The sequence below is a fragment of the Haloferax chudinovii genome, from assembly GCF_042663345.1.
GTDB lineage: Archaea > Halobacteriota > Halobacteria > Halobacteriales > Haloferacaceae > Haloferax > Haloferax chudinovii.
In genome coordinates this window covers 115,298-130,275 of sequence record NZ_JBHTAB010000009.1, presented here as the reverse complement: position 1 = coordinate 130,275, position 14,978 = coordinate 115,298, and the positions used below count along the sequence as shown (strand labels likewise).

Sequence of the window (14,978 nt, the reverse complement as noted above, 5' to 3'; positions counted from 1 at the left end):
CGCGTGCGGGGAACGGACTACCGGCGGATTGTGCCCGATTATTCATCTACAGTGGTTTTTCTGTTCCCTCCTTGCGAACGTACTTGTTCGGGGACTGTGACGCCGGAATCCGGGGGAGTTGGTGATTTATCACTTCCGGACAGCCGTCCGGCGTTGACGCCCAACGCGCGAATTCGGAGGTAGAGTCGCCAGAGTATTACAATAATATGTCTGTAATTTTCCCGCCTCGGGAACCCGACTGCCGAATCGGGGGCTCCTCTCGCACCGAGTCTCGCGGCGCTCGTCACCGCGCGTCGGCGGTCGGAGGTAGCGATAAGTAGGTGCGGCGTGTGCGTAACTCACACGGTATGCAGCACGACGATATCCAGCACGACGACGTTCAGTTCCACAACGTCAGGGCGCTCCAGCGGGTCAGACCGCACGAGGGACTTCGACTGCTCCGCGTCCCGGAGGCCGTCAGGAGCGGCCTGAACACCGGCGCGCAGACGCGGATGTCCCACCCGGCTGGGACCGAGATTCGGTTCGTTCCCGAGGAGACGGTTCGAATCACGCTCTCCTCCGAGGAGCGAAACAGCCTCGTTCGCCCGTTTTGGGGCGACTTTCAGGCCAGCGGCGAGGAGTTCACGCTCGGGCCGGAACCGAAGACGGTGGAACTGTCTCTCCCGGAGTCGCTTTCCGACCTCGACCCCGAAGCCACCGGCGAGATGCGCTACGCGCCCGCGGTGTGCCGACTCGTCTTCCCCGGTGACCACCGCGGCGGCCACATCTACTATCACGACGTCGAGGGCGCGCGGCGACCGCCGGCCGCCGACGAGGTGCCGAGCCTCCGATACCTCGCGTACGGCACGTCGATTACCGAGGGCGAGGCCCCGTCGGCGGAGATGCTCACGTACGTCAACCAGACGGCGCGGCGACTCGGCGCGGACCCGATAAACCTCGGCTCCTGTGGGACCGCCTACTGCGACCCCGCGATGGCCGACCACATCGCCGCCCGCGACGACTGGGACGTGGCGACGCTCTCGCTGTCGGTGAACATGGTCGGCCGGTTCTCGCCCGACGAGTTCCGCGAGCGGGCCGCTGACATGGTCGAAACCGTCGCCGCGGCGAACCCGACCAAACCCGTCGCCTGCATCACGCTGTTCCCGCACGTGCGCGAGTACCAACGCGACCACGAGGAGGCGACGCTCTCCGAGACGTTCCGCGACCACCTCCGCGACGTGGTCGACGAGTGCGGCTACGACAACGTCCACCTCGTGGAGGGGCCGGACCTCCTGCCGACCGCCAGCGGGATGACGACCGACCTCGTCCACCCCGGCGACGACGCGATGATTCGCGTCGGCGAACGACTCGCCCGCGAGCTCGAATCTCTCATGGACGACTAATTGGAATACGCATGGTTCAGGCGCTCTCGTGCTCGAATTATCCGAACGAAATCTCCGCGAGCGTAACACGGAAGGACCCCCCTGTTCGATGAAAGGGTATGACCGTCGCCGCAAATCTGGGCTACATGCTCGGGGTGCTCTGCCTCGGGGCGCTAGCGAAGCGTCTCGGCCTCCTCGACAGCGGCCGTCGCGACAAACTCACGTTCTTCGCGTTCGCCTTCGCGCTCCCCGCGCTCGTGTTCACCTCGACGTACGACCAGCCGATTCGCGAGGTCATCGAGCCGACGCTCCTCCTCGGCTTCTGGTTCGTCCTCTTCACCATGCTCGCCGTCGGCTGGGTCGTCCACCGCCGGGTGTCGCCGGACTCGGTTCGGAGCGTCGCCATCGTCCAGTCGTACTACTCGAACCTCGGTTTCCTCGGCCTCCCGCTCGTCAGTTCGACGTTCGGCTCGCTGGCGTCGGCGAAGGCGGCCGTCATTCTCGGCGTCGGCGCGCTCACCCACGTCCCGCTCACTATCAGCGTCCTCGTGCTCGTCAACGGCGCTGACGTGTCGTTCAGAGAGGAGTTCGTCGGCGTGCTCAAGACCCCGGTCATCCCGGCGCTTCTCGCGGGCCTCGTCTTCTCCGGGCTCGGTCTCGGCGTCCCCGGCGTCCTCCTGACGGGTCTCGACGCGCTCGCCTCGCTCGCGCTCCCCGTGGCACTGCTTTCTATCGGCGCGTCGCTCACCGTCTCCACCGAGTCGTTCGACTTCCGCACCGTCGGTGCCGTCGTCGGGAGCAAGGTCGTCCTGATGCCGCTTCTCGCCTTCGCCGTCTTCTCGACGTTCGCGACGAGTTGGTCGACGGTCCAAGCCGGCGTGACGATGCTCGCGACGCCGACCGCCGTCTCGTCGTTCGTCTACGCGAACGAACTCGGCGGCGACGCCGACCTCGCGTCGATGAACGTGTTCGCCACCACCGCCGTCTCGGTCGCGACGCTCTTCGTCGTCCTCCAGTTCCTGCTCTGAGTCGGCGGCGACTCGTCGTCCACCATGAGAAGCTTACTTAGTGGTGGGTGTGCATGGCTAGGTCGAATGTCGAGAACGTACGGTAACTTCATCGACGGCGAATGGACAGACTCTCACTCCGGAGCGACGTTCGAAGTGACGAACCCCGCGGCGGCCGGCGAGGTCGTCAGCGTCCACCCGGCGTCCTCCCAAGAAGACGTCGAGGCGGCGCTCGACGCGGCGGTCGCCGCGCAGGACGAGTGGGCGTCGACGCCCGGCCCGTCCCGCGGCGCGGTGCTCCGCGAAGCAGGAAACAACCTCGAAGCGCGGAAGGACGAGGCGACCGAGGTGCTCGTCCGCGAGGAGGGCAAGACGCGCTCCGAGGCGGGCGGCGAGGTACAACGCGCAATCGACATCTTCCACTACTACGGCGCGAAGGCGCGGGACGTCGGCGGCACCGTCAAGTCCGCGAGCGCCCCCGGAAAGGACCTCTACACGAAGCACGAACCCCTCGGGACGGTCGCGCTCATCACGCCGTGGAACTACCCCATCGCCATCCCGGTCTGGAAGCTCGCCCCGGCGCTCGCCGCCGGCAACACCGCCGTCCTCAAGCCGGCGTCCGAGGCACCGGGTGTCGTCTCCGTCGTCCTCGAATGTCTCGACGACGCGGGCCTGCCGGCCGGCGTGGCGAACGTCGTCACCGGCTCCGGGAGCGAGGTCGGCGGCCCGCTCATCGAGAGCGAGCGCATCGACGGCGTCTCCTTTACCGGGAGCACCGCCGTGGGGACGATGGTCGCCGAGACGGCCGCGGTCGACCTCAAGCGCGTCCAGTGTGAGATGGGCGGCAAGAACCCGACGGTCGTGATGCCCAGTGCGGACATCGAAGACGCCGCCGAGACCGTCGGCGTCGGCGCGTTCGGCACGACCGGCCAGTCGTGTACGGCCACCTCGCGCGCTATCGTCCACGAGGATGTCTACGACGAGTTCGTCGCGGCCGTCTCCGACTACGCCGAGTCGCTCGTCGTCGGCGACGGCCTCGACGACCCTGACATGGGCCCGCACGTCTCGGAGGACGAACTCTCCTCGACGCTCGAATACATCGACATCGGTTCCGCCGAGGGCGCGACGCTCGAAGCCGGCGGGGGCAGGCTCTCCGGCGACGACTACGACGACGGCCACTTCGTCGAGCCGACGGTGTTCTCCGGCGTCGAAAACGACGCTCGCATCGCCCAAGAGGAGATCTTCGGTCCCGTGCTCGCAGTCGTCAAAGCCGACTCCTTCGAGGACGCGCTCGCCCTCGCTAACGACGTCGACTACGGCCTGTCGGCCAGCATCGTCACGCAGGACCTCAGCGAGGGCAAGCGCTTCGTCAACGAGGTCGAAGCGGGCGTCGCGAAACTCAACGAGAAGACGACCGGCCTCGAACTCCACGTCCCCTTCGGCGGCTACAAGGACTCGTCGACCAACACGTACCGCGAGCAGGGCGACGCCGGCCTCGACTTCTTCTCCTCGGTGAAGACCATCTACGAGAACTACTGAGCCGCGGGCCCCCCCGCGCTCAGGAGAACTTCGTGTTCAGTTCGATGACGTTCGCGGCGCTCCGGACGTAGTCCGCGAGTTCGCCGTGCAGGCGGTCTTCGGTGAACCGACTCGACGGACCGGTGATGCTTATCGCGCCGAGAATCGTCTCGTCGTTCTTGACGGGCGCGGAGACACACCGCAGGCCGTCGATGTTCTCCTCGTCGTCGATGCCGTACCCCCGCTCGCGAATCGTTTCGAGTTCCGCGAACAGTTCTTCGGGGCCGGTGATGGTGTTGGCCGTCTTGGGTTCGTACTCCATCGCCGCCGCGATTTCCTCGATGCGCTCGGGCGGCAGGTACGCGAGAATCGTCTTGCCGAGCGACGTGGAGTACATCGGCTGTTGGGCCCCCACCCGCGACAGCGTCTCGACGGCGTGTTCCCCCTGCGCCTTGTGGAGATACGACACCTTGCCGTACTCCTCGACGCCGAACTGGACGATTTCCCCCGTCTCCTCGGCCAGCGAGTCGACCTCCTTCTGGACGATGTCGAAGTTGCCTATCTGGTCGCGGACGTGCGAGGCGACGTCGAGGAATCGGAGTCCGAGCCGGTAGCCGTCGTCCTCGCGCACGATGATGCGCCGCTGTTCGAGCGTTCGGAGGTGGCTGTGGACCGTGCTCTTCGAGTGGCCGAGCTCGTCGGCGATTCGCGTCACGCCGATGCCGGCCTCCTCCTGTAGGAGGTCGATGATGTTGAACGCTATCTGGACCGAGCGGATGGTCCGGCCGGGGCGTTTGTTCGGTTGGGGGCTCATGGCGTGGTAGTCGAACCGGAGTCGTATATATCTGTTCCCGCCTGGGGAACGTGTCTGTCGCGGCGAACGAGCGCCCCCGGCTTCGGACTGGCTGACCGGTTGGCGCGCACGGCCGCCTGCCCGCGACGGCGCGTCACCATGGGATACATTTTTTATCCCCGAACGTCTTCGTGTGGGTATCGTACTCATGCCAGCAGACGAGCTTACACCAGTCCAGCGCGCCGCGTCGTATCTCCGGTCTTTGGACATCGACGGCCAGTCGTGGATCACCGGCGTCGCCATCAACGGCCTGCTCGCCGAGGGGGGAGACGAGTCGGTCGAGCGCGCGAAGCACCTCGTCGACACCGCGGTGGCGACCCAGAACGACGCCGGGCAGTTGAGCTACGGTCCGAGCTACCCGATTGAGGTGTTCAGCCACGGCCGCGAGTACGAAGCGAGCTGGGAGCTGACCGTCAAGAAGTGCATGAACACGAACAACAGCACCGCCATCGGCCACGGTGTCCTCGACTTCTACGACCGGACGGGCGAGGACCGCTACCTCGACGCGGCCGAGCGCGCTTACGAGTCGCTTCTGTCCTTCGAGCGGACCGAAGACGGCGGCATCCCTCACCACGACCCCGAACTCGCGGGCATCAAGTCGCTGTGGATAGACTCCGTCTACATGATGTGTCCCTTCCTCGCCCGCTACGGCGCGGCCGGGGGCGACGCTGACGCCTTCGACGAGGCTGTCGAGCAGATTCTGATTCACGCCGCGCACCTCCGCGACGGCCACACGGGGCTGTTCCGTCACATCTGGGTCGAACAGCCGAACCACTACCCGCAGGGCGCGTTCTGGGCGCGCGGCAACGGCTGGGCCGCCGCCGCCTCGGCTGACGTGCTCGAACGGCTCCCCGAGGACCACCCGAAGCGCGACGACCTCCTCGACCTGTTCCGGTCGCACTGCGAGGCGCTCCGTCCGCTCCAAGACGGGAGCGGCTTCTGGCACAACCTCGTCGACGACCCGCACACGCCGCTGGAGTCGTCGGGGACGCTCATGTTCGCCTACGCGTTCGCTCGCGGCATCGACCTCGGCATCCTCACCGAGGAGACCTACCGCCAACCCGCCGAAGACGGGCTCGCGGCCGTCTCCCGCGTCGTCGGCGAAGAGGGCACGGTCAACCGCGTCGCCGGCCCCCCGGGCGGACCGGAGGCACCCCTGACGGACACGCCCTACGGACAGGGTTGGTTCCTCATGGCCGCGGCCGCGCTCGACTGAGGTCTCGGACGGACAGCACAGCGATGCGCTCCGGCGCACAGTGACGAACGAACGCGAGCGACAGAAGACACTATGACCTACCACGCAGGCATCATCGGCACGGGCGGAATCGCAGGGATGGGTATCCTCGGCATGCACGACGAGGAGGCCATCGGCAGAGAGAAAATCGACGCGAGCCACGCGGGCGGCTACGCCGCGACCGACGACGTCGAACTCGTCGCCGTCGCCGACGTGGACGAGTCGAAACTGGACACCTTCGGCGAGGCGTGGGACATCCCCGCCGACCGCCGGTACGTCGGCCACGAGGCGATGCTCGACGCCGAGGACCTCGACGCGGTGTCGGTTTGTACCCCGTCGTTCCTCCACCGCGACCACGTCGTCGACGCCGCGCGCTCCGCGTCCGACCCCTCGGTCATCTGGTGCGAGAAACCCATCGCATCGGCCGTCAGCGACGCCGAGGAGATGGTCGCCGTCTGCGACGAGACCGATACGGAACTCGTCGTCAACCACTCCTTTCGGTTCACGGACAAACTCCGTCGGCTCCGCGACCTCGTCCGCGAGGAGGGTATCCTCGGCGACGTGAAGTCCGTGAGCGCGCAGTACCGGATGGAACTCATGCGAAACTCCACGCACGTCCTCGACACGCTCGTCTACCTCCTCGACGCGCGGGCCTCGCGGGTGAGCGGCCACATCACCGGCGAGAACGAGGCGCTCGACGCGCTGGACGCCACGGAGTCGGTCGTCGACGCCGGCGGCGGCGGGCACGTCGTCATGGACGACGGCACGTTCGTCACCGTGGACTGTACGATTCCGCGCGATATCTCCTCGATGACGCTGAGCTTCATCGGCACCGAGGGCAAACTCTACATGAACAACGACGACGGCGAGTGGCGCTACTGGTCGCTCGAAGACGGCGAACACGTCGAGCGACCCCTTCCCGGCATCGAGGGCGCGTGGACGTGGGAGGACGACTACGAGGGGTCGTTCGCCAACGCGGCGGCCCACGTGCAGGACCTCCTCGACGGCGACGCCGAAAACTACTCGCCCGGCGTCGCGGCGACGCGTTCGCTCGAAATCATCGTCGGGTTCTACCTCTCGCACTACACCGACTCGACGGTCGACGTCCCGCTTCCGGGGCCGCTTCGCGAGGTGCCCATCACGTCGTGGTGAGAGCAGTCGGGTGATTAGTCGCTCACTCTGAAACGGTGTCCGGCATCACCGGACGCAGATTCGCGGTCGGAACTCGTCGTTGATAGCCCGTATATCCGCGATAGAAGTGGCGTCAGTACAGAAGCGCGCCGTTTCGTGACACGCGACCACAGTAGTCCGCGGTGCCATCGATTCGAGACTGACCGCGAGGTGTTTTTCAGAAGTCGATTGACCGGAATCAACTCTAGGTTACAGTTCTATGAGCGTAATTTTTCGGGCGCACGACCCACCGTGACGGCGGGAACGTGCAACTACCTCCGTCGACCTCGCCTCGACAGACAACTACAGTTGGTCGATTCAGTCCCGAATAGATTTCCGACACCACCGGACAGATATCCGATAAGGCCGGATTCATAGTGAAATCCGAGAATAGTTCCGGTATACGGGTTGCTGTGGCCGAAAACGAGAATCTACGGGAATTGATTCGACAGTGCTACCGTTGATAAGTTCGGTCGGCACGACGTTTCGTCCGCCATGCTCGGACGTTTCTCGGCTTTCGACCGTCAGACCATCCGGTAGACTTCGTCCATCCAACTGTCGTCGGTCTCGACGGTGATGCCGCTCATGACTTCGGCCCAGTCGGCCTGTGCCTCGCTGTTGTCCATCACGTCTCGGATGGCCTCGGGGTCGTCGACTTCCATGAAGCCGAAGACGTGGCCGTCCTTCTCGAAGACGCTGTAGGTCTGGAGTCCGGCGTCGGAGTTCAAGTAGGCCGATTCGAGCGCCTCGGGGACGTTCTCGTGTTTCGTTCGGTACTCCTCTCGCTTGCCGTCTTCTATCTCTAAGTGGAACGCGATTCGCGCCATGCGGCCTTCGATTCGGCGGCACCCGTCTTAGCTTTTCGGCGGGTAAGATTTACTACGGGGACGCCCGTCGTCGACTGTAATGATAGATACACACACCCACGCGTGGGGTGCCGCGAGTCCGGACCATCCGTGGACCAACGGCCCCATCTTGGACCTCGTGGACAGCTTCGACGTACACACCGTCTACACCGCCGAGCGCCTGCTCGCCGACATGGACCGACACGGCGTTGACGAGGCCGTCGTCGTGGGCTATCCCATCTGCGACTGGACGGACAACTGGTACACCCGCCGGGCCGCCGCCGAGCACGACCGGCTCCACGGCATCGTGATGCTCGACCCCTTCGCCGACGACGCCGTCGAGCGCCTCGACCGGTGTATGGAGACCCACGGCGTCGTCGGCTTCCGCCTCGGCGCGGCCTGCCCGTACGACCGCATGTGGGAGACGTTCGACCCGAGCGTGACGTGGCTCCGAGAGAGTCTGGGGGAGACCGCGTTCTGGGAGGCCGCGGCCGAACACGACGCCACGGTCCAGATTCTCTGCGACCACGGCCAACTCGACCAGGCGCTCGAACTCGTCGAGGCGTACCCCGAACTCACCTACCTGTTCGACCACTTCGCCCACGCCGGCCCCGAAACCCCCACCGACGAGGGGACGTTCAGCCGGTTCGCCGACCTCGCGGAACACGACTCGGTCGCGGTGAAGGTCTCGGAAATCGTCCACATGTCCGACTCGTCGTTCCCCTACGCCGACATGCACGACCACGTCCGGTGGCTCCTCGACACCTTCGGGCGCGAGCGGGTCGTCTGGGGCTCGGACTATCCGAACGTCAGCGACGTTGCCAGCTACGCGGAAGCGTGCAACTGGCTCAAGCAGGTCGACTCGCTGTCGGCGGCCGACCGGTCGTGGCTGACCGGGAAGTCGTTCCGGCGACACGTCGACCTTGGGTGAACCGCCGTCTTATCGTTCGTGATGGCGGACACGGGGTGTGTTGGCCGGTATAACCGACAGTCCGCCCCGTGTAGCCGCGGTTTTAGCCGCGCTACCCCCGAAATTCTCCGCCCGCACCCAAACATATTAATCGGTGTGTTCACATGGTGTAACCGAGACGAACTCACACGGTTATTCGCAACTATGAAAGCCATTATTCAGACCGGGCCGCGCTCGGTAGAGACACAAGAGCGGGAGGTCCCCACTCCCGACGCAGACGAACTGCTCATCAAGGTCCACTCAGCGGGACTCTGCGGCAGTGACGCCCACGCCTACAAGTACGACGGCGGCTACGAATGGATTCCCATTCCGCGTATCATGGGCCACGAGTACTCCGGGACGGTCGCGGAGGTCGGCGAGAGCGTCGAGACGTTCGACGTCGGCGACAAGGTCATCGAGGAACCGATTCACGACTGCGGTCACTGTTTCCAGTGCAAGAACGGCCAGCCGAACGTCTGCCAGAACTTCTCTATCACTGGCATGCACCGCGACGGCGCGTACACCGAGTACGTCACCGTCGCCCCCGAACACGTCCACGCGGTCCCCGAGGGCGTGCCCCTCCGACACGCCGCCATCACGGAGCCGACGAGCATCGCCACGCGCGCGGTCCTCGACCAGTCGGTGACGACGCCGGGGGACAACGTCCTCGTCGAGGGGCCGGGCCCAATCGGCGTTCTCGTCGCCGCCGTCGCCGACTCGCTCGGCGCGAACGTCGTCGTCTCCGGGCTCGGTCAGGACGCGGCGTATCGCCTCCCACTGCTCGAAGACCTCGGCATCGACACGGTGAACCTCGAAGAAGAAGGCGGTCTCGACGAGCGGGTGGAGTCGCAGACCGACGGCATCGGCTTCGACGTGGTCTTCGACGCGACGGGCCACCGAAGCGGCGTCGTCTCCGGGAACGACGTCGTCCGCAAGGGCGGCCAAATCGTCGTCGTCGGCATCCCGAACTCGCCGAGCGAACTCAGTCTCACCTCGACCGTCCGTGGTGAAATCGACATCAACACCTCCTACGGCTCGACGTGGACGAACTTCGAGCAGGCGCTTCGACTCATGGAACGCGGCGAAATCGCGGTCGACAAGATTCTCGACACGTCCTACAGCGTCGACGAACCGGCCGAGGCGTTCGAGGCGTTCCTCAACTCCGAGACCTGTAAGCCGGTGTTCCAGTTCGACGGCTGAACGACCCCGCAGGCGGCCCGCGAACCGCTCGACGACAGAAACTATTTTACCCGTGCCGATTGGATGTGAAATCGTACCAAACAAATCATGGAGATTACAGACATCTCAGCGACGAAAATCAGCAACGAGTCGTGGGGCGAGTTCATCGAGTTCCCGCTCGTCACCATCATGTCGAAGTACGACGAGTACCGCAACGTCGACGGTGAGAACCCGCAGGCCCGCCGCAAGTGGATGGGTCCCGTGGGCGACGTGGTGGTCGAAGTCGAGACGGACGCGGGCATCACCGGCGTCGGCGTCGGTAACTGGGGTACCGGGGCCATCGCGACCGTCGTCGAGGAGACGCTCTCGAAGATCGTCGTCGGTGAGGACCCGACACAGCGCGAGCTTCTCTGGGAGCAGATGTACCGCGCCACGCTCCCGTTCGGTCGGAAGGGCGTCGCGGTCATGGCCATCAGCGCGGTCGACCAGGCGCTGTGGGACATCGCCGGGAAGGAAGCCGGCAAGCCGGTGTACGAACTGCTCGGCGGCCCCACCAAAGACGAGATTCCCGCCTACGCGTCGAACCTCCACCCCGTCGACATGGAGAAGCTCGAACGCGAGGCCGTCCAGTACGTCGAGGCGGGCTTCGACGCGATGAAGCTCCGCTTCCTCCACGGCCCCGAGGAGGGCCGCGCGGGCATGAAGAAAAACGAGGAAATCGTCGCGACCGTCCGCGACGCCGTCGGCGACGACATCGAAATCGCGGGCGACGCCTACATGGGCTGGTCGGTCAAGTACGCAAAGGAGATGACCCAACGCCTCGGCAAGTACGACATGGCGTGGGTCGAGGAGCCGGTCATCGCCGACGACATCTCCGGCTACGCCGAGGTCCGCGAGGCCGCGCCGATGCCGATTTCGGGCGGCGAACACGAGTTCACCCGCTGGGGTCACGAGGACCTCCTCGAAGCGGGTGCGGTCGACATCCTCCAACCCGACGTGGGTCGCGTCGGCGGTATCACGGAGCTCCAGAAGGTCGCCGACATGGCCGAGGTCCACGACGTGCCCGTCATCCCGCACGCCGGGACGAACCCGACGCTTCACGCCATCGCCGGCCACACGAACATGCCGATGGCGGAGTACTTCCCGACCCCCGAGTGGTTCGAGGAGCGCCAGGAGAAACGCGAGTCGACCTACGCCGACGCAATCTTCCAGAACCCACCGTCGCCCGAAAACGGGTCGATTCCCCTTCCCGACGAACCCGGTGTCAGCACGCAACTGAACCGCGAGGCGCTCGAACACTTCGCCATCGAGTAACGATGTCGGATATCAGCTTCGAGTACAACGTCCCCGTCTTCGCCGGCGCGCCCGACGAGGGGACCGAGCCGACGCACCGCGACACGCCGCAGTACGAGGCGCTCGACTGGGAGACGACCAAGATGGGCGTCCAGAAGGCGGAGGAGCTCGGCTTCGACGCGGTGTGGGCCCCCGACCACCTGCTGTTGGGCCGCGACCACGCCGAGTACGAGTGCTGGACGCTGTTGTCGGCCATCGCCGGCTTCACCGAGGATATCAACCTCGGCTCGCTCGTCCTCTGTAACGACTACCGAAACCCGGCGCTCGTCGCCAAGATGGCGGCCACGCTCGACGTGATTTCCGACGGGCGGCTGGAGCTCGGCCTCGGCGCGGGCTGGCACGAGCCGGAGTACGACGCCTACGGCTGGGAGTACCGCGACGGCTTCGAGCGCCTGATGCGCCTCGACGAGTCCATCCGCCTGATGAAGCGCATGTGGGACGCCGGGACCGACGGCGCGAGCTTCGACGGGAAGCACTACCAAATCGAGGACGCCTACTGCGTCCCCGGGCCCGTCCAAGACCCCCACCCGCCCATCCTCGTCGGCGGACAGGGCGAGGAGGTCACGCTCAAGCTCGTCGCCAAACACGCCGACGTGTGGAACACCGACGTGTTCAACGGCGACGTGGAGACGCTCGAACACAAAATCGGCGTCATCGAAGACCACTGCGAGACGGTCGGCCGCGACCCCGACGACGTCGAGTACTCGTGGGACGGCCACGTCATCTGCACCCGCGACGAGGAGCAGTTCGACCGCCTGCTCGACCTGATGACGCCCATCCAGTTCGAAGCGGAGTATCAGGACCAAGCGCCCATCGTGACGGAGGAAGACGCCCGCGAGTACTTCATCATGGGGACGCCCGAGGAGTGCGCGGCGGCCATCGAACGCCGCATCGACGCGGGCGTGACGAAGTTCCAGGGCTGGTTCATCGACTTCCCCGACACCGACGGCATGGAACTGTTCGCGGACGAAGTCATCCCGCAGTTTAGCTAAACTCGCAGGCCGCGCTCAACTATTCTTCCCGCGCCGTCCCGGTTCCAACCACAGAAGTATTGGTGGCGCGTCATGGAGAACGTGTATGAAATACGCTGATACGGTGGTGCGGGCCGCGCGGTTGCTGGTACGCAATCCGTTTGCGGTTCTCCTCGTGAGCGTCGCCACGACCCTTTCGTTGGTGCCGCTCGTAAGTGGCGTCGCGCTCGGTGGGGTCGTGGGCGGTCTCGTCGGCCTCTGGACCTCCACTATGCTCCTCGGGTTTGTCGCCGTCGGCGGGTCACGACTGTTCGTCATCGTCGTTGAGCGAGAGGTCTCGTTGGGCACCGGTTACTTTTGGAAGGGGATTCGAGCCGGAAAAACGGTGGCTCCAGTCGTCGGCTTCGGCACGTTCGTCGTCGCGTTCGGTGTGCTCCTTCTCGCCTCGAATCCGCTCGACGGCATCGCGGGAATGAGCGTCGCGATGCTCGGCGTCTATCTCCTCTTGACGTGGTACGTGCTCGTCATGTACTCGCTTACGCTGTGGGCGTCTTCGGACCAACCAGTAGAGGTGAGAGACGCCTTCGTCGGCGGCGGACGGCTCATTCTGGAGAGGCCGGTGTCGGCTGGTTGGCTCCTCGTCCAAACTATCGGCTGGACGCTGCTGTCGATACCACTCTTCATCGCGCCCGTCCTTCTGCTTCCGGGGTTCGTTCAGCTCGTTGGAACGGCGATTATCACCCGCGCGATGGACGAGTAATGGAAGCCTGGTTTCCGCGGGTCGCACGGGGGGAGCGCTCCTGTCAGGGGACACGAAGAAATCGTTACTACATTTTAGATAATTTTATATGTAGCTATCCCATTAGTCGATACTATGTCAGACAGTAACAGCAATGGGACCGGTGACAGCGGTGCAGGCAGTTCCGGTTCACGGGGTACGACGCGGCTTACTCGCCGCAACTGGATTAGAACTGCAGGCGCGGCCGGTATTGCGGGGCTCGCTGGATGTACTGGAGGGGGAAGTGGAAACGACGGTGGTGGGACTGACTCAAATGGCGACGGCACAACGACCGGCGGGTCGGACGACGTCACCACTATCGAAATCTGGCGCTGGCCACACTCGACGGAACCGTCGAACACCGGCGAGGACGAGATTGTCGAGCTCTTTAACGAGGGCCCGGGCGCGGAACAGGGGATTCACGTCGAGCAGGTCAAAAACCCCTTCGGCGACCACCAGACGAAGGTCAAGACAGCCATCGGCAGCAAGTCCGCACCCGACATTGCGTGGACGTTCACTCAACAGTACTATGATTTCGCCGGGAAGGACCGAAGCACCATCGAGGAAGAGGCACCTTACGTCTACATCGACGACTACGTTAGCGACGACTGGCTCGGTGATTTCTACGAGAAGGAACTGAGCAACCAACGAACGAAATTCGGTGGCGTCGTGGGTGCGCCGTTCATCTCGGGACTGCAACCCGGACTCCTGTACCTGAACGTCGATGCGTGGGAGGCCGCGGGTCTCGGTGAGGTCCCCACCGATTCGTGGAGCTACGAGGAGTACCTCGAAGCCGTCGAAGCGATTCACGGCGTCGAAGCCAACGGTTCGATGGTCAACGGGGTCGGTATCGGTCTCAAAGACGCGACCGGCTCCGAGTGGAGTAACTTCCCCGGCACTATCGGCGTTACGGCTGGCAGCCTTATCGGAAACGGGTACCAGCGTCAAGATGATAAGTACGTTCTGACGATGGCCTCCGATCCCGAACTCGAAGCGTGGAACGAGATGTTCGGGAAGCCGCTCGCAAACGGGTGGACGAACAACCCGCTTTCGTACGACTACCTCGAGACCCAGGAACCATTCATCGGTGGACAGATTGGGCTCCTACACCACGCGACGTTCTCTCGAGTTCAGTTCGGACAGGAGGCCGACTTCAACTGGGAAATCGTGCCGTACCCGACGAAGGGTGGTAACGAGAACTACTCGGTGTTCTCTGCGGGGGCTGGCGTGCTCGTCACCATGACAGCGTTCAAAGAGGAAGTCGGCGGTAACCCGGAGGCAGCCGCTGAATTCATCAAATTCCGCAACAACGCGCGGAACCAGTACCGCTGGTTCAACACCTCTTCGCAGGCGATTCCGAACAAGGGTTCCTACGAACTCATGAACAGCGAAGGTGTCTCCGACTTCGTTGAGCAGACCGGCGGAAAAGACATCATGGCCCGAGCAGACGCCGCGTACTCGGAATACCAATCCGTCAGAGAGGCTATCAAGAGTCGGTACCCCGACATCAAGACAACCTCTGGCGGTGCTCCCGTAACGGACGTGCCGTCGGGGATTGCAAGCGGCCGGGTCGGTGAGGCGCTGGGTGGGATGCTGCAGCGACTCGCCCAGAACGGCAACTCGAACCCGCAGGAGGCGTTCACGCAGGCCGAAGGGCAGTGGGCAGACCTCATCGTGCAAGCCGACGACACCGAGTTCGCCGAGGAGAGCCGCGGTTACAACAAGCCTGAGCCGAAGGCGGGCCCCATCTGAACTCCCGT

The 14,978-nt window shown here is 64.6% G+C and carries 13 protein-coding genes; 11 read left to right on the top strand and 2 right to left on the bottom strand.

Annotation, left to right across the window (positions count from 1 at the left end):
* The first annotated feature begins 347 nt into the window (after positions 1 to 347).
* The 3 genes from ACFQI8_RS15280 to xacF all read left to right on the top strand — a co-directional run bounded on the left by ACFQI8_RS15280 (position 348) and on the right by xacF (position 3,907).
* Positions 348 to 1,382: an SGNH/GDSL hydrolase family protein gene (locus ACFQI8_RS15280; RefSeq protein ID WP_390246270.1), complete on the top strand. Its 1,035-nt coding sequence runs from the start codon at positions 348 to 350 to the stop codon at positions 1,380 to 1,382.
* A 98-nt stretch (positions 1,383 to 1,480) separates the two neighbouring features.
* Positions 1,481 to 2,389, top strand: coding sequence for an AEC family transporter (locus ACFQI8_RS15275; RefSeq protein ID WP_390246268.1), 909 nt, complete (start codon positions 1,481 to 1,483; stop codon positions 2,387 to 2,389).
* A gap of 66 nt (positions 2,390 to 2,455) precedes the next feature.
* Complete coding sequence (gene xacF, locus ACFQI8_RS15270; RefSeq protein WP_390246266.1) at positions 2,456 to 3,907, top strand: 2,5-dioxovalerate dehydrogenase; 1,452 nt, start codon at positions 2,456 to 2,458, stop codon at positions 3,905 to 3,907.
* A 19-nt stretch (positions 3,908 to 3,926) separates the two neighbouring features.
* Here the strand turns inward: xacF and ACFQI8_RS15265 are convergent, their stop codons facing one another.
* On the bottom strand, positions 3,927 to 4,700 hold the full coding sequence (locus tag ACFQI8_RS15265) for an IclR family transcriptional regulator (RefSeq protein WP_390246264.1): 774 nt from the start codon (positions 4,698 to 4,700) through the stop codon (positions 3,927 to 3,929).
* Positions 4,701 to 4,887: 187 nt separating this feature from the next.
* Between ACFQI8_RS15265 and ACFQI8_RS15260 the strand changes: the two genes are divergently transcribed.
* On the top strand, positions 4,888 to 5,955 hold the full coding sequence (locus ACFQI8_RS15260; protein ID WP_390246262.1) for a glycoside hydrolase family 88/105 protein: 1,068 nt from the start codon (positions 4,888 to 4,890) through the stop codon (positions 5,953 to 5,955).
* A 72-nt stretch (positions 5,956 to 6,027) separates the two neighbouring features.
* Positions 6,028 to 7,125: a Gfo/Idh/MocA family protein gene (locus ACFQI8_RS15255; RefSeq protein ID WP_390246260.1), complete on the top strand. Its 1,098-nt coding sequence runs from the start codon at positions 6,028 to 6,030 to the stop codon at positions 7,123 to 7,125.
* 542 nt (positions 7,126 to 7,667) lie between these two features.
* On the opposite strand, the gene ACFQI8_RS15250 is transcribed toward ACFQI8_RS15255, so the two are convergent.
* Positions 7,668 to 7,970, bottom strand: a complete 303-nt coding sequence (locus ACFQI8_RS15250) for an L-rhamnose mutarotase (protein ID WP_390246258.1) — start codon at positions 7,968 to 7,970, stop codon at positions 7,668 to 7,670.
* A gap of 79 nt (positions 7,971 to 8,049) precedes the next feature.
* On the opposite strand from ACFQI8_RS15250, the gene rhcC reads away from it, so the two are divergent.
* The 6 genes from rhcC to ACFQI8_RS15220 all read left to right on the top strand — a co-directional run bounded on the left by rhcC (position 8,050) and on the right by ACFQI8_RS15220 (position 14,970).
* On the top strand, positions 8,050 to 8,919 hold the full coding sequence (gene rhcC / locus ACFQI8_RS15245; RefSeq protein WP_390246257.1) for an L-rhamnono-1,4-lactonase: 870 nt from the start codon (positions 8,050 to 8,052) through the stop codon (positions 8,917 to 8,919).
* A gap of 183 nt (positions 8,920 to 9,102) precedes the next feature.
* A complete protein-coding gene (gene rhcE / locus ACFQI8_RS15240) occupies positions 9,103 to 10,137 on the top strand; it encodes a 2-keto-3-deoxy-L-rhamnonate dehydrogenase (RefSeq protein ID WP_390246255.1) in 1,035 nt (344 codons plus the stop codon).
* A gap of 87 nt (positions 10,138 to 10,224) precedes the next feature.
* Positions 10,225 to 11,430, top strand: a complete 1,206-nt coding sequence (rhcD, locus tag ACFQI8_RS15235) for an L-rhamnonate dehydratase (RefSeq protein WP_390246253.1) — start codon at positions 10,225 to 10,227, stop codon at positions 11,428 to 11,430.
* A 2-nt stretch (positions 11,431 to 11,432) separates the two neighbouring features.
* Positions 11,433 to 12,461, top strand: a complete 1,029-nt coding sequence (locus ACFQI8_RS15230) for a TIGR03560 family F420-dependent LLM class oxidoreductase (RefSeq protein ID WP_390246251.1) — start codon at positions 11,433 to 11,435, stop codon at positions 12,459 to 12,461.
* Positions 12,462 to 12,546: 85 nt separating this feature from the next.
* A complete protein-coding gene (locus ACFQI8_RS15225) occupies positions 12,547 to 13,200 on the top strand; it encodes a hypothetical protein (RefSeq protein ID WP_390246249.1) in 654 nt (217 codons plus the stop codon).
* A gap of 114 nt (positions 13,201 to 13,314) precedes the next feature.
* Positions 13,315 to 14,970, top strand: coding sequence for an ABC transporter substrate-binding protein (locus tag ACFQI8_RS15220; protein WP_390246247.1), 1,656 nt, complete (start codon positions 13,315 to 13,317; stop codon positions 14,968 to 14,970).
* Positions 14,971 to 14,978 lie beyond the last annotated feature (8 nt).